20 protein-coding genes and 1 pseudogene are annotated in these 26722 nt (G+C 60.6%); 15 read left to right on the top strand and 6 right to left on the bottom strand.

Going from position 1 to position 26722, the window contains the following annotated elements; genetic code table 11:
• Positions 1 to 5: 5 nt before the first annotated feature.
• The gene (locus SLW75_RS20600; RefSeq protein ID WP_410935313.1) at positions 6 to 1745 is read left to right on the top strand and encodes an amidase; all 1740 of its coding nucleotides are present in this window, start codon (positions 6 to 8) and stop codon (positions 1743 to 1745) included.
• Between the two features lie 162 nt (positions 1746 to 1907).
• On the opposite strand, the gene mgrA is transcribed toward SLW75_RS20600, so the two are convergent.
• A complete protein-coding gene (mgrA, locus tag SLW75_RS20605; RefSeq protein ID WP_065991034.1) occupies positions 1908 to 2945 on the bottom strand; it encodes an L-glyceraldehyde 3-phosphate reductase in 1038 nt (345 codons plus the stop codon).
• Positions 2946 to 3097: 152 nt separating this feature from the next.
• Between mgrA and SLW75_RS20610 the strand changes: the two are divergent.
• Positions 3098 to 3241: pseudogene (locus SLW75_RS20610) on the top strand (SDR family oxidoreductase); the annotation flags it as partial.
• 110 nt (positions 3242 to 3351) lie between these two features.
• On the opposite strand, the gene betT reads toward SLW75_RS20610, so the two are convergent.
• Both betT and epsC read right to left on the bottom strand, forming a co-directional pair.
• Positions 3352 to 5346 (bottom strand): choline transporter BetT, encoded by a 1995-nt coding sequence (betT, locus tag SLW75_RS20615; protein ID WP_065991032.1) that lies wholly within the window; start codon positions 5344 to 5346, stop codon positions 3352 to 3354.
• A gap of 369 nt (positions 5347 to 5715) precedes the next feature.
• On the bottom strand, positions 5716 to 6660 hold the full coding sequence (gene epsC, locus SLW75_RS20620; protein WP_410935361.1) for a serine O-acetyltransferase EpsC: 945 nt from the start codon (positions 6658 to 6660) through the stop codon (positions 5716 to 5718).
• Between the two features lie 215 nt (positions 6661 to 6875).
• On the opposite strand from epsC, the gene SLW75_RS20625 reads away from it, so the two are divergent.
• The 13 genes from SLW75_RS20625 (at position 6876) to SLW75_RS20685 (ending at position 20715) form a co-directional block, all read left to right on the top strand.
• On the top strand, positions 6876 to 7877 hold the full coding sequence (locus SLW75_RS20625; RefSeq protein WP_410935314.1) for a D-cysteine desulfhydrase: 1002 nt from the start codon (positions 6876 to 6878) through the stop codon (positions 7875 to 7877).
• A 230-nt stretch (positions 7878 to 8107) separates the two neighbouring features.
• Positions 8108 to 8905: a cystine ABC transporter substrate-binding protein gene (gene tcyJ / locus SLW75_RS20630; protein ID WP_065991028.1), complete on the top strand. Its 798-nt coding sequence runs from the start codon at positions 8108 to 8110 to the stop codon at positions 8903 to 8905.
• Positions 8902 to 9570, top strand: coding sequence for a cystine ABC transporter permease (gene tcyL, locus SLW75_RS20635; RefSeq protein ID WP_410935315.1), 669 nt, complete (start codon positions 8902 to 8904; stop codon positions 9568 to 9570). The genes tcyJ and tcyL overlap by 4 nt, the downstream gene beginning before the upstream one ends.
• A 3-nt stretch (positions 9571 to 9573) precedes the next feature.
• Positions 9574 to 10317, top strand: coding sequence for an L-cystine ABC transporter ATP-binding protein TcyN (gene tcyN, locus SLW75_RS20640; protein ID WP_065991020.1), 744 nt, complete (start codon positions 9574 to 9576; stop codon positions 10315 to 10317).
• A 571-nt stretch (positions 10318 to 10888) separates the two neighbouring features.
• On the top strand, positions 10889 to 11623 hold the full coding sequence (locus SLW75_RS20645) for a hypothetical protein (protein ID WP_410935316.1): 735 nt from the start codon (positions 10889 to 10891) through the stop codon (positions 11621 to 11623).
• Positions 11624 to 12129: 506 nt separating this feature from the next.
• Positions 12130 to 13371 (top strand): SfnB family sulfur acquisition oxidoreductase, encoded by a 1242-nt coding sequence (locus tag SLW75_RS20650; RefSeq protein ID WP_410935317.1) that lies wholly within the window; start codon positions 12130 to 12132, stop codon positions 13369 to 13371.
• 37 nt (positions 13372 to 13408) lie between these two features.
• Positions 13409 to 14614, top strand: a complete 1206-nt coding sequence (locus SLW75_RS20655; protein WP_192135618.1) for an SfnB family sulfur acquisition oxidoreductase — start codon at positions 13409 to 13411, stop codon at positions 14612 to 14614.
• Complete coding sequence (locus SLW75_RS20660) at positions 14614 to 15978, top strand: LLM class flavin-dependent oxidoreductase (protein ID WP_410935318.1); 1365 nt, start codon at positions 14614 to 14616, stop codon at positions 15976 to 15978. The genes SLW75_RS20655 and SLW75_RS20660 overlap by 1 nt, the downstream gene beginning before the upstream one ends.
• A gap of 90 nt (positions 15979 to 16068) precedes the next feature.
• Positions 16069 to 16863: a MetQ/NlpA family ABC transporter substrate-binding protein gene (locus SLW75_RS20665; RefSeq protein WP_192135586.1), complete on the top strand. Its 795-nt coding sequence runs from the start codon at positions 16069 to 16071 to the stop codon at positions 16861 to 16863.
• A 2-nt stretch (positions 16864 to 16865) separates the two neighbouring features.
• Entirely contained in the window at positions 16866 to 17996 is a 1131-nt protein-coding gene (locus tag SLW75_RS20670; RefSeq protein WP_410935319.1) for a methionine ABC transporter ATP-binding protein, read from the top strand.
• Positions 17986 to 18630, top strand: a complete 645-nt coding sequence (locus SLW75_RS20675; protein WP_192135597.1) for a methionine ABC transporter permease — start codon at positions 17986 to 17988, stop codon at positions 18628 to 18630. Before SLW75_RS20670 ends, SLW75_RS20675 begins: the two co-directional genes overlap by 11 nt.
• 845 nt (positions 18631 to 19475) lie before the next feature.
• Entirely contained in the window at positions 19476 to 20102 is a 627-nt protein-coding gene (locus tag SLW75_RS20680; protein WP_410935320.1) for a class I SAM-dependent methyltransferase, read from the top strand.
• Between the two features lie 166 nt (positions 20103 to 20268).
• On the top strand, positions 20269 to 20715 hold the full coding sequence (locus SLW75_RS20685; protein WP_065991007.1) for a hypothetical protein: 447 nt from the start codon (positions 20269 to 20271) through the stop codon (positions 20713 to 20715).
• Positions 20716 to 20857: 142 nt separating this feature from the next.
• Here the strand turns inward: SLW75_RS20685 and SLW75_RS20690 are convergent, their stop codons facing one another.
• The 3 genes from SLW75_RS20690 to SLW75_RS20700 are packed head-to-tail and all read right to left on the bottom strand — an operon-like array spanning position 20858 to position 26201.
• Positions 20858 to 23998, bottom strand: coding sequence for an efflux RND transporter permease subunit (locus SLW75_RS20690; RefSeq protein WP_065991004.1), 3141 nt, complete (start codon positions 23996 to 23998; stop codon positions 20858 to 20860).
• A complete protein-coding gene (locus SLW75_RS20695; protein WP_192135884.1) occupies positions 23995 to 25065 on the bottom strand; it encodes an efflux RND transporter periplasmic adaptor subunit in 1071 nt (356 codons plus the stop codon). The genes SLW75_RS20690 and SLW75_RS20695 overlap by 4 nt, the downstream gene beginning before the upstream one ends.
• A complete protein-coding gene (locus SLW75_RS20700) occupies positions 25062 to 26201 on the bottom strand; it encodes an efflux RND transporter periplasmic adaptor subunit (RefSeq protein ID WP_296310561.1) in 1140 nt (379 codons plus the stop codon). Before SLW75_RS20700 ends, SLW75_RS20695 begins: the two co-directional genes overlap by 4 nt.
• Positions 26202 to 26722: the final 521 nt, after the last annotated feature.

Below are 26722 nucleotides of genomic sequence, written 5' to 3' on the forward strand. Positions count from 1 at the left end.
ATCACGTGAACCGATTCTGGCAATACGCCTTTCAATGGGGCATCGGTCAACGATTTCAGCGCCGGCAAATCAAAAGTCAGGCGCGCCTGGTCGACTATTCGCTCGTCGAAATGGCCACATTGCTGCGTACTGGCGAACTGACGTCCCGGCAAATCACCCTTGCCTATCTTGAGCGCATTGATCAGCTCAATGGCCCGTTTGAGACCTACAACGACAATGGCGGCTATAACGCGTTTGTGCGGGTTGATCGCGAGCAGGCGCTCGCCCAATCACAAGACGCCGATGCATGGATCAACAATCCGGATGATCCGCGTGGCATCGCGCCGATGCTTTGCGGAATACCCGTTGGCGTCAAGGATTCCATAGGCATCGTCGGCCTTGAGAGCAAGAATGGCGCACCAGAATTCAGTACCAATTTCGCACTTCGCAATGCCACCGCCGTCGCTCGATTGCGCGCTGCGGGGGCTGTCGTGCTGGGTCATACCATTTGCTCACGCTTTTCAGGCAGCACCGTCGGTGATTTTGGGTGTAACGCTTGGGATGTGGACAAAGTGCCCGGTGGATCAAGCTCCGGATCCGCTATTGCCCCGATCGCTCGGCTGTGTGTCGCTACGCTTGGTGAGGAGACCGGCGGTTCCATGATCATTCCGGCCGCTGCCAACGGTGCCAGCGCCATCAAGCCGTCACTGGGCTACGTATCGACCGGCGGCTTAATGCCGTTGCGCATAGGTTGGGATGTAGTCGGTCCGATGGCACGTTCAGTACAGGACGCCGCTCATCTTCTTGCCGCGATACAAGGCCCTGACCCCCTTGGCGATCCGCAAACGCTGTACACGCCGCTGCCGTTCCCACAGATGCCGACCACACCACGTCCGGGGGATACCCCACTGACGGGACTGACGATCGGCGTGCCGCAGACTGACTGGATGTCAGCCTCAGACGCTCCTCCGGGACAAACCTACGACCCGGACTATGGACTGGCTTTTGAGCGCTTCAAACAGCAGTTGCAGCAGCTCGGTGCAAGAGTGATCGAATTTGAGGGAGTAAACATGGCCGATGAGGTGAACCGTCTTTATTACGCAGGACCCATCCTGTGGACGACTGAAAACCCCGACATATTTGTAACACCCGCAATGGCGACTACTTACTGCCAGCAATACGAAGCAAGTTACTGGCAAGCCGTCCAAGACTTTGCCGCAGGTCGACCCGATGACGACAAGGAAACACTACTGCGCTACTACGGCACGGCATTCACCCACCCGGTCATAGAACAGATGCCGTGCTCAGTGCGAATAGAAGCGGAGCAGCGACGTCGCGCGCAAATGGCTTTATGGCAAGACGCTCTGGATGAAGCAGGCGTGGATTTCATGGTGGTCATGCCATTGGGCGCGAATGTGGGGTTTCGAATGGGACTGGGCGAGCCCTCCGGATTGCAAAATCAACGGCTCTATTACGATCTGCCCAATGCGCTGGGATGGCCAATGGTGACATTTCCCGTCGGCCATGGGACTACTGGCATCACCAGACAGTTGCCGGTAAACGCCGCGTTCTGGGGACCACGCTTCAGCGATGCATGCCTGGTTCAGGCGGCCTTGGACTATCAGGAGCATCATCCCGAATACCATCAACAGGCACCCGATGACCCTCAGCTTCGAGCGCCTGCCCCGCGTGCACAGCCCTGCTGGCCAATCACCCGCGAAAACTCGACAGATCCGCTGGTCAGAGAAGGCAGTCTGAGACGATGAACAGCGATCCGGCCGATCAACTGCCCTTTCTCGTCATCGCCTGGCGCCCGGACAACGCTCCGGCACAGTTGGCACCGGATCCAGGCAAGCTTTACCTGACCGTGGGCTGGCGGGCACCTCTGGGGGCGGTGAACTATGCCCACCCCCAGCGAAGGGAGCCCTTTACTCCGCCGACGAAGGCTTTTCCCACAAGTTAATCCCGCCTTCGACTGCGAAGCGGTCGATCTCAGCCAGTTCTTCCTGACTGAACTCAAGGTTGTCGAGGGCGCCGACGTTCTCGATGATCTGCTCCGGACGGCTAGCACCGATCAGTGCGGAGGTGACGCGTGGATCGCGCAGCGTCCAGGCCAGTGCCATCTGCGCCAGGCTCTGGCCGCGACGCTTGGCGATCTCGTTCAGCGCACGGACGTGCTCGATGTTCTGCTCCGACAAATGCGCCGCCTGCAACGAGCCGCCACCGGGACGGTTGACCCGCGCGTCTTTTGGAATGCCGTTCAGGTACTTGTCCGAGAGCAACCCCTGGGCCAGTGCGGTGAACGCTATAACGCCCGAGCCGAGTTCCTCGGTGGTGTCCAGCAGGTCTTTTTCGACCCAGCGATTGAGCAGGTTATAGGCCGGCTGATGAATCAGCAGCGGCACTTTCCACTCTTTCAGCAGGCCGGCGATTTCCCGGGTTTTGGCGCCTGAATACGACGAAATCCCGATATACAGCGCTTTGCCCTGCTGCACAGCAGTGGCCAGTGCGCTGGCGGTTTCTTCCAGCGGGGTGTCCGGGTCGAAGCGGTGGGAATAGAAAATATCGACGTAGTCCAGACCCATGCGCTGCAGGCTCTGGTCGAGGCTGGCGAGCACGTACTTGCGCGATCCGCCGCCCTGACCGTAAGGCCCCGGCCACATGTCCCAGCCGGCTTTGCTGGAGATGATCAACTCGTCCCGGTACTGCTTGAAGTCTTCTTTGAGCAGGCGGCCGAAATTGATCTCGGCACTGCCGTAGGGCGGGCCATAGTTGTTGGCGAGGTCGAAGTGGTTGATACCCAGATCGAAGGCCGTGCGCAGCATCGCGCGCTGGGTGTCCATCGGCGTGCTGTCGCCGAAGTTATGCCACAGCCCCATGGAGAGCGCTGGCAACACCAGGCCACTACGGCCTACGCGACGATAGGGAATGCGTTCATAACGGTTTTCGGCAGCGATGTAAGTCATCCAGTCCTCTCTTTCTTGTATGGAAGTCAGGTCACATAACCAAACCCGTGAGATTACTCGGATTTGCGTGCGACGAGGGGGTTCAAGCGAGTGGACGAATGCCACCCCTTCAGCGCAGACAGGCGGCGATGCGCATTCAATTGTTCGCTTAGCAGATCCAGCACTTCGCCAACATGCCGCCGCTGCAACGGCTGGGACAGCCGGAAGATATCGCCAGCGTCGTGTCCTTCCTTGCCGGCCCGGATTCAGACTGGGTGAATGGTCAAGTGCTGCGGGCGAAAGATGGCCTGGCGTAAAACCAGGCGGTAGAAGCGCGCGTGCCCGCGAAGATTTCGTGACAGCCCCCGGTTAGAGGGACTGGCACGACGCCGTCGCGGGCACGCGTGTTTCTACAAACGAAACAGCCTCAACGCACCAGGTGCAGGAACTGCATGTGGCGCTCGTACTGATCGAGGATGTCGTTAATCACCTGTTCCTTGGTGTAGCCCACCAGGTCGTAGTCCTGACTGCCTTCGCTCAGGTGCACTTCGGCACGGTAGTAACGGCGGTTGTTGAGCTGCTTGGAGCCCATGCCGCCGCGCGCAAAGGACGGCGTGAAGTAGCCACGCATGGTCACCTGGTACACGAACGGACGCTCTTCACCGTGGCCGATCTCCAGGCCCACGGTGTCGTTGGCCGGATCCGGCTGAGTCACGACGGTCAGACCCTTCTCGACGAACACTGCCGTCACTTCTTCAATCGCCGGGCGCACGGTCTGATCGAGGAAGCGGTAAACCTCGTCCCGGGACGGGAACGCCACCGCCTGGGTCAGACGCTGACGCCATCCGCCGCGCCGCGCCCCAGAGACCGGTGCCAGCGAATACAGCTGGGCGATCTTGCGCTGGGATTCCATATAGAACGCCTTGTGCAGCCCCCACATCATCAGCAGCAGAATCAGCGAGAACGGCAACGAGGTCAGCACCACCGCTGACTTCAGCGCATCGATGCTGCCCGAGAACAGCAACCCGCTGGTGATCAGCGCGGTCATCACGCCCCAGAACACGCGCAGCCATTTCGGGCCGTCTTCGTCCGGGCTGCCGCCTTTGGCGGACAGTGTCGACAGCACCACGGTGCCGGAGTCGGCCGAGGTCACGAAGAACACGAAGCTGATGAACACCGTCACGGCAATGACCGTCCGGCTCCACGGGTACGTCTGCAACATCAGGTACAGGGTCATCGACGGATCGTCGATAGCCGATTGGCCCAAGGCCGCCATGCCGTGGTTCAGCACCAGGTCGATGGCGCTGTTACCGAAGATCGACATCCAGGCCAGGGTGAAACCCAGCGGAATCAGCAGCACGCCACAGACGAATTCACGAATGGTGCGGCCACGGGAGATACGCGCAATGAACAGACCCACGAACGGCGACCAGGCAATCCACCACGCCCAATAAAACACGGTCCAGCCGCCCAGCCAGTCACTCGGGCCGTCGTACGCATACACGTCGAAGCTCTTGACCGGCAGTGCGCCGAGGTAATCACCGATGTTCTGCACCAGGGTATTGAGCAGGTGTTGCGTGGGCCCGGCAAACAACACGAACAGCAGCAGCGCGCAGGCCAGCAGCATGTTGATGTCGGACATGACGCGCACGCCTTTGTCCACGCCTGCAATGGCCACGAGGATTGCCGCGCCCATCATCAGGGTGATCAAACCCACCTGAATCCATTGGGTGTGCGGCACGTTGAACAGGTAGTCCAGCCCGGAGTTCAGGTGCAGGACGCCAAAGCCCATGTCGGCGCCGAGGCCGAAGATGGTGGCGATGATGCCGAAGCCGTCGACCGCATAGCCGATCGGGCCATTGATGCGCTTGCCGATCAGCGGATACAGCGCTGAACGCAATGCCAGCGGCAGGTTATGGCGATACGCGAAGTAAGCCAGTGCCATGCCGACGAACGCGAACACGCCCCAACCGTGCAAGCCCCAGTGCAGAAACAGCAGCTGCATAGCTTGACGTGCCGATTGGGTGGTCCCGCCTTCCCCCTGTGGCGGCGCCAGCATGTGGGTCAGCGGTTCGGACACACAGAAGAAGAACAGCGTGATGCTGATCCCTGCGGCGAACAGCATGCCGGCCCAAGACAGGTAGCTGAACTCGGGTTCGTCGTGGTCCGCGCCAAGCTTGATCTTGCCGTAGCCTGAGATCGCGGTAACAACCACGAACAGCAGATACAGGGTCATGGCCAGCATGTAGTACCAGCCAACGGTATTGGCGGCCCAGTTCTGCGCGGCAAGCAACCAGGCACCCGAGGCTTCCGGGAAACCGATCACGACCAGTCCGAAGATCAGGATGAAGCTGGCGGCAAAGTAGAAAACAGGGCCGTTCATGCGAACAGCCGAGCTGTTCGGAGCGCTCGAATTATTCATATGAATACCGCCGCGCGGGCGAGGGGATTGATCATGCAACGTGTATGCGGCAAAGGTAGGCCTCCTGAGATCAGCGGGCAGCGAACCACCGGTTTAACTTGATTGAACGTTCAATTAAAACACGAAAACACGGCTGGAGACTAATGCACAGTGGCGTGACGCTCTCTCAGGCGAGGGTAGGACGGACGACGAAAGCCTTTCGTTCCGTGGGTTCGGGAGGGTTTTTAAAGCGCTGAAGAAATTGCGGAGTGACACCCGCCGTCTTCCCGGCTAAAGCCGGTCCTACACGATGTGCGCGGTTGATCAGTAGGACCGGCTTCAGCCGGGAAAAGGCCAGCGTGCGCACCCGGAAATTTGCGATATGACGGGCTACTTCGGACAGCCATCCTCGTGCTGCAGGCTCGCCTGATTGACGTTGCTGCCTGCCGGGACGCCGCGCGTCAGCCAGACGTTGCCGCCGATGGTCGAGCCCTTGCCGATGGTGATGCGCCCCAGAATCGTGGCACCGGCATAAATCACCACATCATCTTCGACGATCGGGTGGCGCGCTTGGCCCTTCAGCAACTGACCATCCTCATCGGAAGGGAAGCGTTTGGCGCCCAGCGTGACCGCCTGATAGATGCGCACGCGCTCACCGATGATGGCAGTCTCGCCAATCACCACGCCTGTCCCGTGATCGATGAAGAAGCTTGGGCCGATCTGCGCGCCGGGATGAATATCGATGCCGGTCGCGGAATGGGCCAGTTCGGCGCTGATGCGTGCCAGCAGGGGCAAACCGTTGTGATACAGGTGATGGGCCAGACGATGGTGGATCACCGCCAGAATGCCCGGGTAGCACAGCAACACCTCATCCACACTCCGCGCGGCGGGGTCACCGTGATACGCCGCCAGCACGTCGGTGTCGAGGATGCGGCGAATGGTCGGCAGCGCGCTGGCGAAATCCTGAATCAGCCGTTCCGCATGCACGTCCGCGCAGCTGGCATCCTGGCCTTTCTGGCGGGCGGCGTAGCGCAGTTCAAGGCGCGCCTGGTCGAGCAACGAATTCAACGCCACGTCGAGGGTGTAGCCGACGTAGAAGTCCTCGCTCTCTTCGCGCAGGTCCACCGGCCCCAGCCGCATCGGAAACAGCGCGCCGCACAAGGCATCGAGAATGTCGCGCATGGCCTCCCGCGAAGGCAGCTCGCGGCCGCCCTTCTCGCCGCTGATTCGGCCGTTGCTGGTACGCCAGTCATCACGCGCGGCGCGCAATTCGCCCACAATCCGCTGCAATTGCCAGTGGCCGGTCACGCCCTCGGCGCAGGATTCCGGGGACAGGTCGGGAATAGTGCTCACGCAGATTTCTCCTCAATTCAACGGCGAGTCAGGCTGTAACGGCCGAAGTGGAATCACTCTACGACATCCCTTCGCGGCAAAAAAATAACTATTTTCGCGAGGCTTCTGCGCAGAGGACGGCGGAACCCGGGCGGTTGCCCTGCGGGAAACGTCTGCCTATAGTCCTGCGACTCAATTGCAGACCTGTCGACGCCACCATGATCAAACAACAGCTCGCCCGTTTTAACCGTCTGGAATTGCTCGGCGGCCCGACGCCCTTTGAAAAGCTGGAACGCCTTTCGACCTGGGCCGGCCGCGACATTTACGTGAAACGCGACGACATCACCCCGTTGGCCATGGGCGGCAACAAGCTGCGCAAGCTGGAATACCTCGCGGCCGACGCCTTGGCTCAAGGGTGCGACACGCTGATCACTGCGGGCGCCATTCAGTCCAATCATGTTCGCCAAACCGCCGCCCTCGCCGCCCGTCTTGACCTGGGTTGTGTCGCCCTGCTGGAAAACCCGATCGCGACTGACGACAGCAATTACCTGGGCAACGGCAATCGCCTGTTGCTGGATTTGTTCGATACCAAAGTCGAATTGGTCGAAAACCTCGACAGTGCAGATGAGCAGTTGCAGGCACTTGCGAGCCGACTGCGTCTCAGCGGCAAGAAGCCGTACCTGGTGCCGATCGGCGGTTCGAACGCCCTCGGCGCGCTGGGTTATGTGCAGGCCGGTTTTGAACTGGCCGAGCAGATCAAGCAAAGCGGCCTGTCATTCGCAGCCGTCGTCCTCGCGTCGGGCAGTGCCGGTACCCACAGCGGCCTGGCACTTGCGCTGGCTGAAGAACTGCCCGAGCTCCCGGTGATTGGCGTGACCGTGTCGCGCCCGGAAGAAACCCAGGCGCCCAAGGTTCAGCGTCTGGCCGAGCAAACCGTCGAACTGCTGGGCGAATCACTGCCCGCCGCGTTCAAGGTGCAGCTGTGGGACGAATACTTCGGCCCACGGTACGGCGAGCCGAATGCCGGGACGTTGGCGGCGATCCGGCTGGTGGCCAGTCATGAAGGGCTGCTGCTGGACCCGGTCTATACCGGCAAAGCCATGGCCGGACTGCTCGACGGCATTGGCCGGCAGCGTTTCGAAGACGGGCCGATCGTGTTCCTGCACACCGGCGGGGCGCCTGCCTTGTTTGCGTACCAGGGCGTCTTTTCGGCGGCATAGAGCCACCTTCACACTCCTGCTCGCAGGGTTGCACGGGCTTAATATTCCAAAAACTGATAAGCAGTCCGATTTTTATTATTTTTCAGGTCTTGGTTCGGGTCTTATGATCGCCGCCAGCCGGCGCGCAGAGCCTCGCAGGCGACTGAAAAAGCTGGATAAACGCGTGATCCCAACGTAGCTTCGTCGGGTCTGATACTTGCCTGACATTCCAATTAAAACAGGGGACTTTCATGAACATGTCTGCAATCCGCCGCACCTTTCTGTTGTCGGCCTTCAGCCTGGTGCTGGGCACCGGTCTGGTCAGCCAGGCTATGGCTGGCGAACAACTGGCAACGATCAAAAAGAATGGAACCCTCAATGTCGGCCTGGAAGGCACTTATCCCCCGTTCAGCTTCGTGGGTGAAGACGGCAAACTGACCGGTTTTGAAGTCGAGTTCTCTGAAGCACTCGCCAAGGAACTGGGCGTCAAGGTCAAGCTGCAAGCCACGCCGTGGGCTGGCATTCTGGCCGCGCTGGAATCCAAGCGTCTGGATGTGGTGATCAACCAGGTGACCATCTCCGACGAGCGCAAGAAAAAGTACGACTTCTCCGAACCGTACACCGTATCGGGCATTCAAGCGTTGGTGCAGACCAAAGACGTCGGCGTGATCAAGACGGCTGCTGACCTGAAAGGCAAAAAAGTCGGTGTCGGTCTGGGCACCAACTACGAAGAATGGCTCAAAGCCAACGTGCCTGATGCCATCGTCAAAACCTACGACGATGATCCGACCAAATACCAGGACCTGCGTGTCGGCCGTATCGACGCCATCCTCGTCGATCGCCTCGCTGCACTGGAACTGGTCGCCAAGACCAAGGACAAACTGGCGGTCTCCGGCGAAGCGTTCTCCCGTCAGGAGTCCGGTGTCGCACTGCGCAAGGGCGAGCCTGAATTGCTGGACGCGATCAACAAGGCCATCGACAAGCTGCGCGCCGACGGCACCCTCGCCAAGCTGTCGGACAAGTACTTCAAGGCTGACGTGACCAAATGATTCCAGAGAGCCTTCAGCTCGCGCTGGACTCCGCGCCCTTTTTGCTCAAGGGCGCGTATTACACGGTGGGCTTGAGCCTGGGGTCGATGTTTTTCGGATTGGTGCTGGGCTTCGGCCTGGCACTGATGCGTTTGTCGAAGATCTGGGTCATCAGTGCCGTTGCCAGGGTTTACGTGTCGTTTTTCCGTGGGACGCCGCTTCTCGTCCAGCTGTTCATGATCTATTACGGCTTGCCGGACCTGGGGATTGAACTGGATGCGATCACCGCAGCGCTGATCGGTCTTTCGCTGAACATGGCCGCATATGCCTGCGAAATCCTTCGGGCAGCGATCAGTTCGGTGGACCGAGGGCAATGGGAAGCCGCTGCGAGCATCGGCATGACGCGCGCCCAGACGATGCGCCGCGCCATCTTGCCGCAAGCTGCACGCACCGCGTTGCCGCCACTGGGCAACAGCTTTATTTCGCTGGTCAAGGACACGGCGATGGCCGCCACCATTCAGGTGCCGGAAGTGTTCCGCCAGGCGCAGCTGATCTCTTCGCGGACGCTGGAAATTTTCACCATGTATTTCACCGTTGCGCTGATCTACTGGGTGCTGTGCAGCATCCTGGCGCATTTCCAAAATCGCCTGGAAGCACGGGCCAACCGCCACGACGTGGAGTCCTGAGGCATGATCACGGTTGAAAAACTGACCAAGCAATTCAAGGGCAACGAAGTGCTCAAGGGCATCGACCTGAAGGTCGAGCCTGGTGAGGTGGTGGCGATCATCGGCCCAAGCGGGTCGGGCAAAACCACTTTGTTGCGCTGCCTGAACCTGCTGGAAGTGCCCACGAGCGGCAGCATTGTCGTGGGCGACATCAAAGTCGATTTGAGCCGTCCGCTGAGCCAGCAACAGGGACTGATCCGGCAACTGCGCCAGCATGTCGGGTTCGTCTTCCAGAACTTCAACCTGTTCCCCCATCGCACCGCGCTGGAAAACGTCATCGAAGGCCCGACCGTGGTCAAGAAGATGCCGCGCGAGCAGGCCATCGAGCTGGGCCGCGCGCTGCTGGCGAAAGTCGGCCTCGCGGGGAAAGAGGACGCTTATCCGCGTCGGCTGTCTGGCGGCCAACAACAGCGGGTGGCGATTGCCCGTGCGCTGGCCATGGAGCCTGAAGTCATTCTGTTCGATGAACCGACGTCTGCGCTCGATCCCGAGCTGGTGGGCGAGGTGCTGAATACGATTCACGCCCTGGCGCTGGAGAAACGCACGATGGTGATCGTGACCCACGAAATGAGCTTCGCGCGGGACGTCGCCAACCGGGTGATTTTCATCGACAAGGGCGTCATCGTTGAACAGGGTGAGGCGAAAGCGCTGTTTGCCAATCCCAAAGAAGAACGCACAAGGCAGTTTCTTGAGCGCAGCAGGAACTAGTCCGACACGATATGTGTTCAAAACGGCGCCAACAGGCGCCGTTTTCTTTGTCGTTCATATTTAGAAAAGCGTTGATCCACTAAAAGTCTTACTGTTTCGACGCCGGCTAACCGCCGCACATCTATCTATTTTTTCTATATGTACAGCCCTCACTCTCTCCGCTTCCCCGCAACGTTGATTGACCATTTCTCCGCCCACAAATAACTGCCGCTGACACTTTTCATCCACTCGCTGGCTGTCAAAGGCGGCACGCCCGGCCGCTCAGGTAGGACCGGAGTCGTAACTCCCTCCGATAAGCAACGCCCGAGTGTAGGAAACTTCTGCATTTGTCTCTCACAGACTTTAAAAACTTAAATGCCGTTGACACAAACACCGCAACACAATTAGCTGAAATCGCTCCGTGTTTATTTTCTTTGCCAAACGGCAACTCACCAATTGCCACCGTTTGTAATGTTTGCCATGCCTGCGCATCCCGGCGTGTACTAGTGCCAGTCGTTTCCACGTTGCAGTTGCGATGAATTAACTACCTGACTTGCCTTGACCCAGGCACACATTCGAAGAGTATTAAAAAATGATCCATACCCCTGTAATGACTCAGTCTTTCAAGTTGATGGCCCCGTATCTCCCACAGTCTAACAAGCACGGGATTGGCGCCCTTGCGGCGGCCGATCTGCAGGTACACATTGACCCCTGGCCAGAAATGGACTGTGGTGACTTGATCGAATTGTTTTGGGGAGGTTGTTATGCCGCGTCAAAACTTTTATCGGAGTCCGACATCGGGCATACATCCGTCCTACATGTACCCGAAAGTTTTCTTCGAAGCGGAAAAGTTAAAACCTACTATCGCGTTACCAAAATTGGCAGCGAACCCATTAAGTCTCCTGGCGCCAAACTGTGGGTCAAACTGGAGACTCCCGGCGGTCAATTGGTCAGCGGCGAGGGCGATGAGAATCAGGGGCTGGCACCAGTGACCTTCGCCGAGTCGGTCATGCACGACGGTTTGACGGCGCGCCATTTCGATGAGGGCGTGCAGCTCACCCTCGACGCCTATCCCAACATGGATGCCTACGACGAGATCACCCTGCGCTGGGGCGACCTGCGTCTGGACTTGCCACCCCTCACTCAGGATGACGTCGGCCGGCCTATCGTTGTTGAAATACCGGCAGAGCTGGTGCGCGAGACCGGCGATGATCCCCATCTGGAGGTGAGCTACTGCGTGATTGACCGGGTCGGCAACAACTCGCGCTGGGCGCCGGCACGGCTGATCAAGGTATCGACCGACGTGACCGATGGGGCCGAAGTTTGATATCGACCCTGCCCAGAACGCTGTCGCGGCGCACCTTCTGCGCGCTGCGACACGTGTGCTGCCCGCCACATGCCCGCCACATGGCGTCGTGCAATGTGAACAACTCCACAGATCCGCAGAGGAGAAGAAAGCTCCCACATGATCTGCATCAGCGTCCTACAAATTCCTCCCTCGTCCATCGAAGACTGACTGCTAGCCTGCGGTGAAACCCTTCACGAGGTGTTCGCCATGCCCTGCAGACATATCGTCAAGTACATGATTCTGGCGCTGGCTTTCGGCTCATGCCTGACCTACACCCAAGCCACGGCGTTGGGGACGGCCGCCGCCATTTCGCCTTCTATGCTTATGCCTAAATGTGAGTTTATTTAATGTTTATACACGCTTAGGGTATATGCACCGGACCACCGGACCATCGTCAATTTTCCCGCCGCCATCGCGGTATTGATTCGAGGTTCGAATGGTCAAGCACAACGACCCCAGTGCTCGCGCTCGAGAAGGTCACCACCATGACTGATCTCAACGCCCTTTCTGTCCAGCACACCCTGGACGTGGCTCCTCCCCTGCTTCCTGCCAACGTATTGCGTCACGACGCCGACGCCATTGCCGCGGCCCATGAACTGGCCGCGATCGTGCGCCCCAATGCCGCTACGCGAGACCGCGAGCGGCAACTGCCCTGGTCGGAAATCGAACTGTTTACCCGCAGCGGTCTGGGCAGCATCTCGGTGCCGCGCGCGTACGGCGGGCCCCAAGTGTCATTCGTCACAGTGGCCGAGGTTTTCGCCATCCTCTCGGCAGCCGACCCTGCCGTGGGCCAGATTCCACAGAACCACTTCGGTATCCTCTACTCGCTGACAGGCAGCGCCACAGAGGCTCAGAAGGAAACCCTGTTCGCCAGCATCCTGGGCGGCGCACGCATCGGCAACGGCGGCCCCGAGCGAGGAACCAAAAACACCCTCGACGTGCGAACCCGACTGACTGCGGACGGCGATCATTTTTTGCTCAACGGCCGCAAGTTCTACTCGACGGGCGCGCTGTTCGCCCACTGGGTGGCGGTCAAGGCCATCAATGACGACGGCAAACAGGTGCTGGTGTTCGTGCCACGCGGAACGCCGGGGCTGCACATCATCGATGATTGGTCCGGCTTCGGTCAGCGCACCACCGCCAGCGGCAGCGTGCTGCTGGAAAACGTGCGCGTGAGTGGCGAGCTGGTTGTGGATAACTGGAAGCTCGGCCTGTCGCCGAACATCCAGGGCGCGGTTTCGCAGCTGATTCAGGCGGCCATCGATGCGGGCATTGCCCGGGAAGCCATCGACGAAAGCATCCGTTTTGTGCGCGAGCGTTCACGACCATGGATCGACGCCAATGTGGAGCGCGCCAGTGACGATCCCTATGTGATCGCCGACATCGGCAAGCTAAAACTCGAACTGCACGCCGCCGAGGCGCTGTTGCGCAAGGCCGGTCGCGTGCTCGATGACATTGCCGCCGCACCCATCGACGAACACTCAGCGGCGCGGGCGTCCATCGTGGTCGCCGAAGCCAAGGTGCTGACCACTCAGATCGCCCTGCTCGCCAGTGAAAAACTGTTCGAGCTGTCGGGCAGTCGCGCGACGTTGGCTGAATTCAATCTGGATCGGCACTGGCGCAACGCGCGGGTTCATACCCTCCATGACCCGGTGCGCTGGAAGGTGCACGCCGTCGGCGCCTGGCACCTGAACGGCACCCTGCCTGCCCGTCATTCCTGGATATAACCAGACCACTGGAAGCACACCTATGAGCCTTCAAACCTTGCCGCGTGACACGCAGGCGACCGCCGTGACCGCGATCATTCGTGACGACGCCGAGGCACTGCGCATCGCCCGCACGCTGGCGGAAGATTTCAAACAACAGAGCGCTACGCGTGATCGCGAACGGCGTCTGCCCCATCAGGAACTGGAAGCGTTTTCCCGCTCCGGACTGTGGGGCATCAGCGTGCCGAAGGCCTTCGGCGGCGCAGGCGTTTCCAATGTCACCCTGGCCGACGTCATTCGGATCATCTCTGCCGCCGACGCCTCCCTGGGGCAAATTCCACAGAACCACTTCTACGCGCTGGAAGTGCTGCGGGTGAATGGCAGCCCGGCGCAGCAGGCGCGGCTGTATGCAGAGGTTCTTGCCGGTCAGCGCTTCGGCAACGCGCTGGCCGAACTGGGCACCAAAACCGCCCACGACCGCACCACCCGCCTGAGCCGCGACGGCAACGGCTGGCGCATCAACGGCCGTAAGTTCTACGCCACCGGCGCTCTTTACGCCCAACGCATACCGACCTCGGTGGTCGATGACCACGGCGTGCAGCAGTTGGCATTCGTGCCGGCGAATGCGGCGGGGCTGAGCGTGATCGACGACTGGAGCGGGTTCGGGCAGCGCACCACGGGCAGCGGCTCGGTGGTGTTCGATAACGTGTACGTCGAAGCCGATGACGTGGTGCCTTTTCAGACGGCGTTTGAGCGCCCGACCACCGTCGGCCCGCTGGCGCAGATTCTCCATGCCGCCATCGACACCGGCATCGCTCGCGCGGCCTTTGAAGACGCGCTGCATTTCGTGCGCACCCGCACCCGGCCATGGATCGACTCCGGCATAGAAAAAGCCGTCGATGATCCGCTGACGCTGCACAGCTTCGGCAGGCTCGGCATTCGTCTGCACGCCGCCGAAGCCCTGCTTGAACGTTCAGGGGAATACCTTGATCGCGCACAGGCCGAGACCACGCCCGAAACGCTGGCTCAGGCATCGATTGCGGTGGCGGAAGCGCGGGCGATCAGCACCGAAATCTCACTGGATGCCGGCAGCACGTTGTTCGAACTCGCCGGTTCCCAGGCCACGCTGGCGGAGCACGGCCTTGACCGGCACTGGCGCAACGCGCGGGTTCACACGCTGCACGACCCGGTGCGCTGGAAGTATCACGCCATCGGCAATTACTACCTCAATGACGTCAACCCGCCACGCCGGGGGACGATCTGATGAGCAAGAAAAAGATCCTGCTCAACGCGTTCAACATGAACTGCATTGGCCACATCAATCACGGCTTCTGGACACACCCGCGGGACACGTCCACCCAGTACAAGACCCTGGAATACTGGACAGATCTGGCGCAGTTGCTGGAGCGCGGGCTGTTCGACGGTTTGTTCATCGCGGACATCGTCGGGGTCTACGACGTCTATCAGAAGTCGGTGGACGTGACGCTGAAGGAGTCGATCCAGTTGCCAGTGAATGATCCGTTGCTGCTGGTATCGGCCATGGCCGCGGTCACGAAAAACCTCGGCTTCGGCCTGACCGCCAACCTCACCTACGAGGCGCCGTATCTGTTCGCCCGGCGCATGTCGACGCTGGATCACCTCACCCGCGGACGCGTGGGCTGGAACATCGTCACCGGGTATCTGGACAGCGCCGCACGCGCGATGGGCCTGACCGAGCAGATCGAACACGACCGCCGCTACGACCAGGCCGATGAGTACCTGGAGGTTTTGTACAAGCTGTGGGAAGGCAGTTGGGAGGACGACGCTGTGATCGAGGACCGTCAGGCGCGCATTTATGCCCAGCCGGAAAAGGTCCACCCCGTGCGGCACAGCGGCGAGTTCTATCAGGTGGAGGGTTATCACTTGTGCGAGCCGTCGCCGCAGCGCACGCCGGTGTTGTTTCAGGCGGGCAGTTCCGAGCGCGGTTTGCAGTTTGCCGGCAGCAACGCCGAGTGCGTGTTTATCAGCGGGCAGAACAAACCCGCGACCCGCGAACAGGTCGACAAGGTCCGAGCCAGTGCCGTGGCCGCCGGGCGCAATCCCGATGACATCAAGGTGTTCATGGGCCTCAACGTGATCGTCGGCGCCACCGAAGAAGCGGCGCGGGCCAAGCATGCGGAGTACCGGTCTTACGCCAGCGCGGAGGCCGGGCTCGCCCATTTTGCCGCGTCCACCGGCATCGACTTCGCCGACTACGCGCTCGACGAGCCGATCCAGCACGTGAAAGGCAATGCCATTCAGTCAGCGACGAAGATCCTCAAGAACAACGACTGGACCCGCCAGAAGTTGCTCGATCAGCACGCCCTGGGCGGCCGTTACCTCACGCTGATTGGCTCGCCCGAGCAGGTCGCCGACGAGCTGGAATCGTGGATCGCCGAAACCGGTCTGGACGGCTTCAACCTCACCCGCATCATCACCCCGGAGAGCTACGAGGATTTCATCGATCTGGTGATCCCCGAGCTGCAACGACGGGGTTCGTACAAGACCGCGTACGAACACGGCACCTTGCGCGAGAAGTTATTTGAAGGCGACGCGCGACTGCCGGATCGCCACGCAGGGGCGAGCTACAGAGCGCGCCGCAACGTGTAGGAGCGCGCTTGGTCTGGGCCGCGTCCGGACGAAGACGGCTTCACAGACATCCAAGCATTCAAACCAGACCACTGACCCGGATTACCACCCATGACCAAAACCCTCCTCACCCTCGCGCTGTCCCTGGGCCTGTTTACCGGGATCACCCACGCCGCTGATCAACCGCTCAAAGTCGGCACCACGGCGGCGTTCGCCATCCCGCTGGAAACCGCCGTCGCCGAAGCCGAGAAACAAGGCCTGAAGGTCGAGCTGGTGGAATTCACCGACTGGATCGCGCCCAACGTCAGCCTCAACGCCGGTGACATCGACGTGAACTACTTCCAGCACATTCCATTTCTGGAAAACGCCAAGGCCGCGTCCGGCTTCGATCTGGTGCCCTACGCGCCGGGCATCATCAACAACGTCGGGCTGTATTCGAAGCAGTACAAAAGCTTCGATGAGCTGCCAACCGGTGCGACTGTGGCGATCGCCAACGACCCGATTAATAGCGGACGCGGTCTGCAACTGCTGGCCAAGGCCGGCCTGATTACCCTGAAACCGGGCGTGGGTTACAAGGCCACCGAAGACGACATCACCGCCAATCCGAAGAAGATCAAGCTGATCCAGGTCGAAGCCGTGCAACTGGTGCGCGCTTATGACGATGCCGATCTGGTGCAGGGCTACCCGGCCTACATCCGTTTGTCGAAGACCTTCGATGCTGGCTCGGCGATCCTGTTCGACGGCCTCGACCACCCGGAATACGTGATTCAGTTCGTCATCAAACCGGACCACAAGGATGATCCGCGTCTGGCCAAGTTCATCGATATCTATCAGCACTCGCCCGTCGTGCGCGCCTCGCTGGATAAGGTCAATGGCTCGCTGTATCAAGTTGGCTGGAAGAACTGACCATGACCGCATCCGCGCAACGCGCTTTGACGCTTGAAGGTGCTGAGGCTCCCCATGCCGCCGAGCAAGCCGAACCTCTTCCGCAGAAGCAACACGCCCATGTGCGTTTCATTAATCTGGGCAAGGTCTATGAAGGTCCGCAAGGGCCGGTGCCGGCGCTTCAGGGCATCGACCTGGATATCCAGCGCGGTGAGGTGTTCGGCATCATCGGCCGCAGCGGCGCAGGCAAGTCGTCGCTGATCCGCACCATCAATCGTCTGGAGAAACCCAGCAACGGCCGCGTGCTGATCGATCAGGTGGACATCGGCGACTTCAACGAAGACACGCTGGTGGCGCTGCGCCGACGCATCGGCATGATCTTTCAGCATTTCAATCTGATGTCGGCCAAGACTGTGTGGCAGAACGTCGAGCTGCCGCTCAAGGTCGCGGGCGTGCCCAAGGCACAGCGTCAGCGCAAAGTCGCCGAGCTGCTGGCGTTGGTCGGGCTGGAGGGCAAGCACAAGGCTTATCCGGCGCAGTTGTCGGGTGGGCAGAAGCAGCGCGTCGGCATTGCCCGGGCATTGGTGCATGATCCGGCGATTCTGCTGTGCGACGAGGCGACTTCGGCACTCGACCCGGAGACCACGCAATCGATTCTCGGCCTGCTGCGTGAGATCAACCGGCGCCTGGGGCTGACGATCATTTTGATCACCCACGAGATGGCGGTGATCCGGGAGATCTGTGACCGGGTGGTGGTGCTGGAAAAAGGTCAGGTTGTCGAGCAAGGCCCGGTCTGGCAGGTGTTCGGCAACCCGCAGCATGAGGTGAGCAAGACGCTGCTGGCGCCGCTGCAACAGGCGCTGCCGGAGGATGTTCAAGCGCGCTTGCAGCCGCACCCTTCCGATCATCACGCCAGCGTTGTGCTGGATCTGCAGTTCACCGGCAGCGACGGCAAGGAGCCTGATCTGTCGGCGTTGTTCAGCGCCTTTGGCGGGCGGGTGAGCCTGCTGCATGGCGGCGTCGAACGCATTCAAGGGCGTGCGCTGGGTCATCTGCTGCTGGCGGTGAGTCATTCGCCACTGTCGGCGGAAGAATTGCTCAATCGCGCCCGCAAACACGCGCAGCAGGCGGAGGTACTGGGTTATGTGGCTTGATCGTCTTTGGCAGGGCGTCATCGATACCTTCCTGATGGTCGGCGTGTCGTCGCTGATCGCGTTGATGCTGGGCATTCCACTGGCGGTGATTCTGGTGACCAGCGGCAAGGGCGGGATCTTTGAAGCGCCCACTGTGAACCGGGTGCTGGGGGCATTCGTGAATATCTTCCGTTCGGTGCCGTTCCTGATTCTGATGGTCGCGCTGATCCCGTTCACGCGGCTGATCGTCGGCACGACCTACGGCGTGTGGGCGGCGGTGGTGCCGCTGACCATTGCGTCGACGCCGTTCTTCGCGCGCATTGCGGAAGTCAGCTTGCGCGAGGTGGACCACGGTCTGGTCGAAGCCGCACAAGCGATGGGTTGTCGCCGCTGGCACATCGTCTGGCACGTGCTGCTGCCCGAAGCGCTGCCCGGCATCGTTGGGGGATTCACCATCACCCTCGTGACGATGATCAACTCATCGGCCATGGCCGGTGCCATCGGCGCGGGTGGCCTGGGCGACATCGCGTATCGCTACGGTTATCAGCGGTTTGACACCCAAGTGATGCTCACCGTGATCGTGTTGCTGGTGATATTGGTGGCGGTGATCCAGTTGGGCGGGGATCGATTGGCGTTGCGGCTGAACAAGCGCTGATCGAAGGGTGCTTTCCCTGCAGGACGGGCTTTAGCCGGGAAAGCGTCGGGTGCGACACTGCAAAATTAATGGCGCTGACACGGGCCCTTTCCCGGCTGAAGCCGGTCCCACTAACAGCATGCGTTCATTCAGTGGGACTGGCTTTCGCCGATCCCACTATTGGCACGGGTTCATTCAGTAGGACCGGCTTTAGCCGGGAATGCGTCGGGTGCGACACTGCAAAATTAATGGCGCTGACACGGGCCTTTTCCCGACTGAAGCCGGTCCCACTAACAGCATGCGTTCATTCAGTAGGACCGGCTTTAGCCGGGAATGCGTCGGGCGTCACACTGCAAAATGGATAGCGCTGCCACCGGCCTCTTCCCGGCTGAAGCCGGTCCTACTATTGGCACGGGTTCATTCAGTAGGACCGGCTTTAGCCGGGAATGCGTCGGGCGTCACACTGCAAAATGGATGGCGCTGCCACGGGCCTCTTCCCGGCTAAAGCCGGTCCTACTATTGGCATGGGTTCATTCAGTAGGACCGGCTTTAGCCGGGAAAGCGTCAGGCGTCACACTGCAAAATGGATGGCGCTGCCACCGGCCTCTTCCCGGCTGAAGCCGGTCCCACTTACAGCGTTCATTCAGTAGGACTGGATTTGGCCGGTCCTACTATTGGCATGGGTTCATTCAGTAGGACCGGCTTTAGCCGGGAATGCGTCGGGTGCGACACTGCAAAATTAATGGCGCTGACACGGGCCCTTTCCCGGATGAAGCCGGTCCTACTGACGGCGTACAGTCCCGCCAGGAGATTGCAATTCGCGAGCGGGGTATATTGGCGGCCTTATTTGCCCAGACACCCGCCCCATGAAACTCGACTCAGAAGACCTCGCCCAGATCACCGCCACTACCCTCGGCAATTACAACGAGGTCGCCGAGGGCTTTCGCGAAGGGACCCGCGACCATGATGTGAGCCAGAACATCGACGCGCTGCTGCGCAATATCACTGGCCCGGCGCCGTTTCAGATTCTCGATTTTGGCTGCGGGCCAGGCCGTGACCTGCAAACCTTCACCGCCATGGGCCACATCGCCACCGGCCTGGACGGCTCCGAACGTTTCGCCGACATGGCCCGTGTCGACAGCGGCTGCGACGTGCTCCATCAGAACTTCCTTGAGCTGAATCTCCCGAGTGAACGCTTCGACGGCATCTTCGCCAACGCTTCGCTGTTCCACGTCCCTCGTCAGGAGTTGCCTCGGGTGCTGCGCGAATTGCACGCCGCGTTGAAGCCCGGCGGCGTGCTGTTCAGCTCCAATCCCCGGGGCGACAATCAGGAAGGCTGGAAAGGCGAGCGCTATGGCGCGTTTCATGACCTGGCGTCATGGACCGGACTGCTGACCGAAGCCGGATTCACCGAGGTCGAGCACTACTATCGACCTGCTGGATTACCCAGGGATCAGCAACCCTGGCTGGCGAGTGTCTGGCGCAGAATCTGACGACTCGCCATCGTCCAGGTTTTCGAAGGGGTGACTGGACTGTCACTTCTGACAGTAGCCCGCCCCGTTCCTCAAGCACACACTGAGCTCGCGCCACTGGCGTCCGCCGCGGTCAGGGTGCTGGATGAGCACAGGCCGCCAATCACAGATCAGCAAGGGAATGACGATGGACAATCTTTTGATAAATGGCGACTTCAGCACCGGTGAACTGGCGCCTTGGACCGGTACGTCCGGCGAGGGGACATGGACTATCAAAAAAGACCCCGCGGGTCACTACATCCAGTTAACAAAGGCAGCCGGCCTGTCCCAGTCCATTACGGGGGAAAGCTATAAACCCACAGCTCTGACATTCGAAGTGCGGGCCGGCGAAATCGTAAAACCTGGCGACTTGGTGGTGTTTAGTTATGGGGTGTTGGTGGATGTGGCTGGAGGTGCGGAATCGTTCGGAGATATTTCCGGAGCCACTGAAGAGTGGAAGCCCGTCGTACTCAAGATTGACCGCAAAGCAACGCCCGGGACAAAGGTGACCGTACAGGTCCATACCGCCTCTGATCCGCAGACGTTGAAAGCGCAGGCCGGACAGGTGCACTTCAGAAATTTCCGACTGATCTGATAGCACGCGTCCTGGCATAGACCGTCAATAAAAGGCTGACGTCTTGCGGTGTGCCGCATGATGCCATCCCGGCTAAAGCCAGCCCCACTGGGTGCGTGCATCGCTCCAGTGGGACTGGCTGGCTTGCCCTTAACCAAACCTGTCAATGCGCGGGAGAGGAGGCGCCGTCGTCCGCACCGTCTTCACGGCGGTGTTGCTCTTCCTGCTGGCGTTCCTGATGCTTGCGCCGCTCCTCGTCACTCGGCTCCTTGATCTTGTACCAGGCCACGTACAGCGCTGGCAGGAACAGCAACGTCAACAGAGTCGCGATGATGATCCCGCCGATCATCGCGTAGGCCATCGGCCCCCAGAACACTTCGCGGGCGATGGGAATCATGCCCAGGCTTGCCGCCGCAGCGGTCAGGAGGATCGGACGACGACGGTGTTCAGTCGCCTCCGCCACTGCGTCCCATGGCAGATAGCCGGCCACTTCATACTCATGAATCTGCGTCACCAGAATGACCGAGTTACGGATGATGATGCCGATCAGCGCCAGAATCCCGAGGATTGCCACAAACCCCATCGGCGTCCCGGTCGGCACCAGCGCGAGCACAACGCCGATCAATCCCAACGGCGCAACGCTGGCGACGATGAACATCTTCTGCACGCTGTGCAGCTGAATCATCAGGAACGTGGCCATCAGGAAGATCATCAACGGCACGACCTTGGCGATCGGCCCCTGCGCCTTGCCGCTCTCCTCCACCGTGCCGCCCGTGGCGACCTTGTAGCCCACCGGCAAACCGGCGGCGAATTTGTCGATCTCGGGCTTGAGTTCCTTGACCAGGTCAGTCGGCTGCATGTCGTCGCTCACGGCGGCCTTGAGCGTGATCGTCGGTTTGCGATCGCGACGCCACACCAGCGGCTGTTCCAGTTCGTAGCGCACATTGGCGAAGGCCAGCAGCGGAATCGACGTGCCTTGGGGCGTGACGATCTGCAGGTTCTGCAGGGTTTCCGGTGACCCTCGCTCGGCATCCACCGCGCGACCAACGACGTTGATCAGGTAGATGTCATCGCGCACCTGGGTCACCGCCGAGCCGGTTACGACGCTGTTCATCAACTGCGCAACGTCCTCGGACGACAAGCCCAGCTGCCGCGCCTTGTCCTGGTTGATGTCGATGCGCAGGACTTTGCCGGGCTCGTTCCAGTCGTAGATCATCTCGCCGATGTGCTGGTTTTTGTCCAACAGCGTGGCGAGTTCGATGGCGTGCTGACGCACTTCATCAATGTTCTCGCCGCTGACCCGGTACTGAATCGGACGACCCACCGGCGGCCCCATTTCCAGCGCCTGCACATAAGTGCCGATGCCGACGAAGTCATCACGCAAGCGTTTTTGCAAGCGCTCGGTCAACGCGCCGCGCTCTTCCAGCCCTTTGCTGACGATCACCAACTGCGCGTAGTACGGGTTCTCCAGCTGCTGATCCAGCGGCAGGTAGAAACGCACCGCGCCTTCGCCAATGTAAGTGCTCCAGCTGACGATGTCCGGATCGTCCTTGAGGGTCGCCTCGAGCTTGTCCACTGCGCGGCGGGTCTCGTTGATCGACGCGTTCTGCGGCAGGTTGAGGTCGACCAGAATCTCCGGGCGGTCCGATGACGGGAAGAACTGGTTCTGCACGAAGCGCATGCAGAACAGCGACGTGGCAAACAGCAAAATCGTGATGATGATGGTCAACCAGCGGTGACGCATGGCCCAGAACATCGAGCCGTTGAACGCCCGTGCGATGCGACCGGGCTTGGCGTTCTCATCGTGCTTCTTTACGTTTTCGCTGAGGATGTGCACGCCGATCACCGGCGCGAACAGCACGGCAACGACCCACGACACCAGCATGGCGACGGCAATCACTGCGAACAGCGTAAAGGTGTATTCACCTGCCGAGCTGGCGTTCAGGCCGATCGGCACGAAGCCCGCGACCGTCACCAGCGTACCGGTGAGCATCGGGAACGCCGTCGACGTGTAAGCATAGGTCGCGGCCTGGGCTTTGGTCTCACCTTTTTCAAGGCGTGACACCATCATCTCCACGGTAATCATCGCGTCATCGACCAACAGGCCGAGGGCAATGATCAACGCGCCCAACGAAATACGCTGCATGGTGATGCCGCTGTATTCCATGAACACGAAGACCATCGCCAGCACCAGCGGGATCGAGCAGGCAACCACAAGCCCCGCACGCATGCCGAGGCTAATGAAGCTCACGATCAGTACGATCACCACGGCCTCGAACAGCGCGCTGGTGAAACCACCGACGGCTTTCTCCACCACTTGCGCCTGATCGGACACCACGTGCACGCCCACGCCAATCGGCAGGTCGGCGGTTGCGGCGCTCATGCGTTCGTGCAACTGCTTGCCGAACTCCTGAACGTTGCCGCCCTTCTTCATGGCGATGGCCAGGCCGATGGCGGTCTTGCCGTCGAAGCGGAACAGCGGCTTGGGCGGATCCACATAGCCGCGGGTAATTTCGGCGATGTCGCTCAAGCGATAGAAGCGATCGTTGAGGCGCAGGTTGACGTTTTCCAGGTCTTTTTCCGACGCGAACTGGCCGGAGGTGCGCACTGATATGCGCTCAGGACCCGCCTCGATGACCCCGGCAGGCGTCACGGTGTTTTGCGATTGCAGGCTTTGCACGACCTGACGTTGATCCAGCCCCAGGGCGGCCAGCTTGCGGGTGGAGAAGTTCAGGTAGAGCACTTCGTCCTGCTCGCCGATCATCTCGACTTTGCCCAGACCCGGCACGTCGCGAATCTGGACGCGCACTTGCTCCACGTAGTCGCGCAGCTGGCGCAGGGTCAGGCCGTCGGAGGTAAAGGCGTAAATCGAACCGTAGACGTCGCCGAATTCATCGTTGAACGCCGGGCCTTGAATCCCCTGGGGAAATTGCCCGCGAATATCGTCGATCTTCTTGCGCACCTGGTACCAGATGTCAGGAATGGCCTCCGCGCTGGTGGTGTCGCGCAGGTAAACCATAACAGTGGACTCGCCCGGCCGGGTGTAGCTCTTCACGTAGTCGAGGGAGTCGAGTTCTTCGAGCTTTTTCTCGATGCGGTCGGTCACCTGCTCAAGGGTTTCATCCACGGTCGCGCCCGGCCAGCGGGTTTGTATGACCATGGTCTTGATGGTGAACGAAGGGTCTTCTTCGCGTCCCAGGTTCATGTAGGAAAACACGCCCATCAGCAGGCCGACGAACATCAGGTACCAGACAAAAGACTGATGCTTGATCGCCCAATCGGAGAGGTTGAACGTCCCTTTCATCGTGGGCTTTCCTTATCGACTTTGATTTTCTGCCCCGGCTTGAGGCTGTTGACGCCGGCGGTCACAATGCGATCGCCATCGTTGACGCCACCGGCCAGTACCACGGAATCATCACTGCGGCTGACGACCGTGACGACGCGTGGGGAAACCGTTTGATTCTGCGTGTCGATGACCCAGATCTGCGTTTTGCCATCCACTTCCTGCACGGAGGTGGCGGGCAGCTCGATGCGCGGTTTGATCGCCGAGCTCAGGGTCACGCTGATCGCTGTGCCCAAGCGGAAGGCCGACGGCGTTTCTGCCAGGGTCAAACGTGCGCGACGGGTGCGCGTGGTGCTTTCGGCCTGGGGTTCGAGTTCTCGCACGGTCGCGGTGGTGTTGATCTCTGGCTCCAACTGGCTGGCGACTGTGAAGACGACGTCGCTGGGCAGTTGATCACTCAATTGCGCCGGCAGGTCAATGACTGCCTCCTTGATGTCCGGGCGCGCCAGTGTCACCACCTGCTCACCTGCGCTGACCACCTGGCCGGCCTCGACTTTCCATTCGGTGACGACGGCATCGTGATCGGCGCGCAGCTCGCTGTAGCTCAACTGGTCCTTGGCCTGTTGCGTCGCGGCCTTGGCCTGGTCGTAGGAAGACTGGGTGGTTTTCAGGTCGGTGACGGCGACATCCAGCGCAGCCTGGGCGCCGACGCCGCGATCAAACAGCTCGTGCTGCCGACGGGCGTTGGCCTGGGCGTTGATTAACTGGGCTTCGACCCGGGCCAGATCGCCCTGGGTCGAGCGCACCTGGTTCTGTTGGTCCGTCGGGTCGAGCACCGCGAGCATGTCGCCCTTCTTGACCTGTGCGCCGACATCGACACTGCGCTGGGCGATGCGGCCCGAGACGCGAAAACCCAAGGTACTTTCATAGCGCGCGGCAATGTTGCCGGCGAAGCGACCGAGGCTTTCTTGCGCCTGGGGCTTCACTTCGATGAACAGCACCGGCCGAACCGGCTCCGGCGGCGGCTCTTCCTTGCTGCAGGCGCTTAACAGCAGACCGGTCAATATGATTCCCGACAGGCGCTTCATGGCTTGTCTCCTGTCGGTTGTTTGGAGGGATCGGGGTACACGTCGGCGAGTTCGACCTGCATGTCGGGGTGCAATAACTGGTTGCCGGCAACGACCACTTTTTCACCGTTCTTCAAACCGTCGACGATGATCACTTTGCCCGTCAGGTAGCGCCCGACCGTGACGCCGCGCAGGCTCACCTTGTTGTCACCATCGACCACCCAAACGGCAGGCTGGCCGAGCTGATCGCCCAGGCCCTTGGTGAGGGCCGACCACGGCAGTTCGACGCTGGTCCTGGCCGGCACGCTCAGGGCGGCACTGACCACCGAACCCAAGTCCATGCCCGGCGGCAGCGAGCTGAGTGCGATCTTCACTTGCAGCGTGCCCGTCTGCGCTGACACGGCTGGCGTGACTTCACGGACTTTACCGACGGCCTTGACCTTGGGGTTGTCCAGCAACGTGACTTCAACCGGCTGGTCGGTGGGCGGGTTAACGAACAGCGATTCGTAAACGTTGAACACGGCATCGCGCTCACCGTCACGGGCCAGACTGAAGATCGGTGCCGTCGGTTGCACGACCTGGCCGACTTCCGCCTGCCGCGCGGTGATGATCCCCGGCGCGTCGGCGATCAAGGCGGTGTAACTCAGTTGCTCGCGGGCGTTGGCCAGTTGCGCCTGGGCGGCTTTGAGCGCGCTCTGACTGCCGCGCAATTGCGCCTGGGCCGAATCGTATTCACTGCGACTGGTGTAGCCCTTGGGCAGCAGTTTTTCCTGACGCACGAAGGCGGCGGAGGTCTGTTTCACGCGCGCCTGCTCGGCGGCAACGGCAGCGATGGCGGAGTCGACGTTGGTTTGCAGGTCTTTAGGGTCGAGTTTGGCCAGCACTTGCTTGGCCGACACCCGATCGCCGACATCGACCGAACGCTGAATGATCTTGCCGCCCACCCGGAACGAAAGCTGCGTCTGCACCCGCGCCTGCACGTCCCCGGTCAGTGCCACGTCCGCAGCGAAATCGACCGTCTTGACCTCCTGCGCCTGCACGCGTGCGCGCACGGGCTCCTGGGGCTTTTCCTTGCCACAGCCGGCGAGAACGGCCAGGCACAGACCGATGGAAATAACGGTCAGACGACCACGAAAAAGAGGGGGTTGGGCGGGCATGCAAGCTCCTTGTGCCAAGCCATTACGACACCGCGCCGCCGAACGCCGTTGCGATGTGGTCATGCGACTGTGAGCGTAGATCAGGGTTCCTTGGGGTAAGGACCTCTGCCGGGCTCTAGGTCGCACGCCAATTTACGCTAGAGCGCGCCTGTTCGCGATGGGGGCGGATCTATGACATCGATGTTGGCAGACACACCGCCTTCGCGAGCAAGCTCGCTCTCATGAACATGACAACGCCGCAGCTCTGCCTGCGGACACTGCTTAAAGGGGACTGATTTATTTACAACTCCACCGTAAATTAATCTGTCCCCGCGCTAGCAGTCTGCCGCAGGCATTTTGAGTTACTGAGTCTTGCCAACGCTTCGCGTCACATCCCCCCAAGCCCAAGGCGCCCCGGCAAGAGCAGATGCCGGCTTTTGGATTACCGCACTCGGGGACAGATTAATTTACGGAGAAGCGCTGTAAATAAATCAGTCCCCGTTTAACCCACCGCCTTCGCGAGCAAGCCCACTCCCACAGGG

The sequence above is a fragment of the Pseudomonas sp. W5-01 genome (genome assembly GCF_046540435.1).
GTDB lineage: Bacteria > Pseudomonadota > Gammaproteobacteria > Pseudomonadales > Pseudomonadaceae > Aquipseudomonas > Aquipseudomonas graminis_B.

Excerpts from the sequence above, each read along its gene's own strand:
- betT (WP_065991032.1), bottom strand. The coding sequence starts at position 5,346 with ATGAATAATTCGAGCGCTCCGAACAGCTCGGCTGTTCGCATGAACGGC.
- tcyL (WP_410935315.1), top strand. The coding sequence starts at position 8,902 with ATGATTCCAGAGAGCCTTCAGCTCGCGCTGGACTCCGCGCCCTTTTTG.
- SLW75_RS20660 (WP_410935318.1), top strand. The coding sequence starts at position 14,614 with ATGAGCAAGAAAAAGATCCTGCTCAACGCGTTCAACATGAACTGCATT.
- SLW75_RS20690 (WP_065991004.1), bottom strand. The coding sequence starts at position 23,998 with ATGAAAGGGACGTTCAACCTCTCCGATTGGGCGATCAAGCATCAGTCT.
- SLW75_RS20700 (WP_296310561.1), bottom strand. The coding sequence starts at position 26,201 with ATGCCCGCCCAACCCCCTCTTTTTCGTGGTCGTCTGACCGTTATTTCC.
- tcyN (WP_065991020.1), top strand. The coding sequence starts at position 9,574 with ATGATCACGGTTGAAAAACTGACCAAGCAATTCAAGGGCAACGAAGTG.
- SLW75_RS20645 (WP_410935316.1), top strand. The coding sequence starts at position 10,889 with ATGATCCATACCCCTGTAATGACTCAGTCTTTCAAGTTGATGGCCCCG.
- SLW75_RS20650 (WP_410935317.1), top strand. The coding sequence starts at position 12,130 with ATGACTGATCTCAACGCCCTTTCTGTCCAGCACACCCTGGACGTGGCT.
- SLW75_RS20670 (WP_410935319.1), top strand. The coding sequence starts at position 16,866 with ATGACCGCATCCGCGCAACGCGCTTTGACGCTTGAAGGTGCTGAGGCT.
- tcyJ (WP_065991028.1), top strand. The coding sequence starts at position 8,108 with ATGAACATGTCTGCAATCCGCCGCACCTTTCTGTTGTCGGCCTTCAGC.
- SLW75_RS20675 (WP_192135597.1), top strand. The coding sequence starts at position 17,986 with ATGTGGCTTGATCGTCTTTGGCAGGGCGTCATCGATACCTTCCTGATG.
- SLW75_RS20625 (WP_410935314.1), top strand. The coding sequence starts at position 6,876 with ATGATCAAACAACAGCTCGCCCGTTTTAACCGTCTGGAATTGCTCGGC.
- mgrA (WP_065991034.1), bottom strand. The coding sequence starts at position 2,945 with ATGACTTACATCGCTGCCGAAAACCGTTATGAACGCATTCCCTATCGT.
- SLW75_RS20695 (WP_192135884.1), bottom strand. The coding sequence starts at position 25,065 with ATGAAGCGCCTGTCGGGAATCATATTGACCGGTCTGCTGTTAAGCGCC.
- SLW75_RS20685 (WP_065991007.1), top strand. The coding sequence starts at position 20,269 with ATGGACAATCTTTTGATAAATGGCGACTTCAGCACCGGTGAACTGGCG.
- SLW75_RS20680 (WP_410935320.1), top strand. The coding sequence starts at position 19,476 with ATGAAACTCGACTCAGAAGACCTCGCCCAGATCACCGCCACTACCCTC.
- SLW75_RS20665 (WP_192135586.1), top strand. The coding sequence starts at position 16,069 with ATGACCAAAACCCTCCTCACCCTCGCGCTGTCCCTGGGCCTGTTTACC.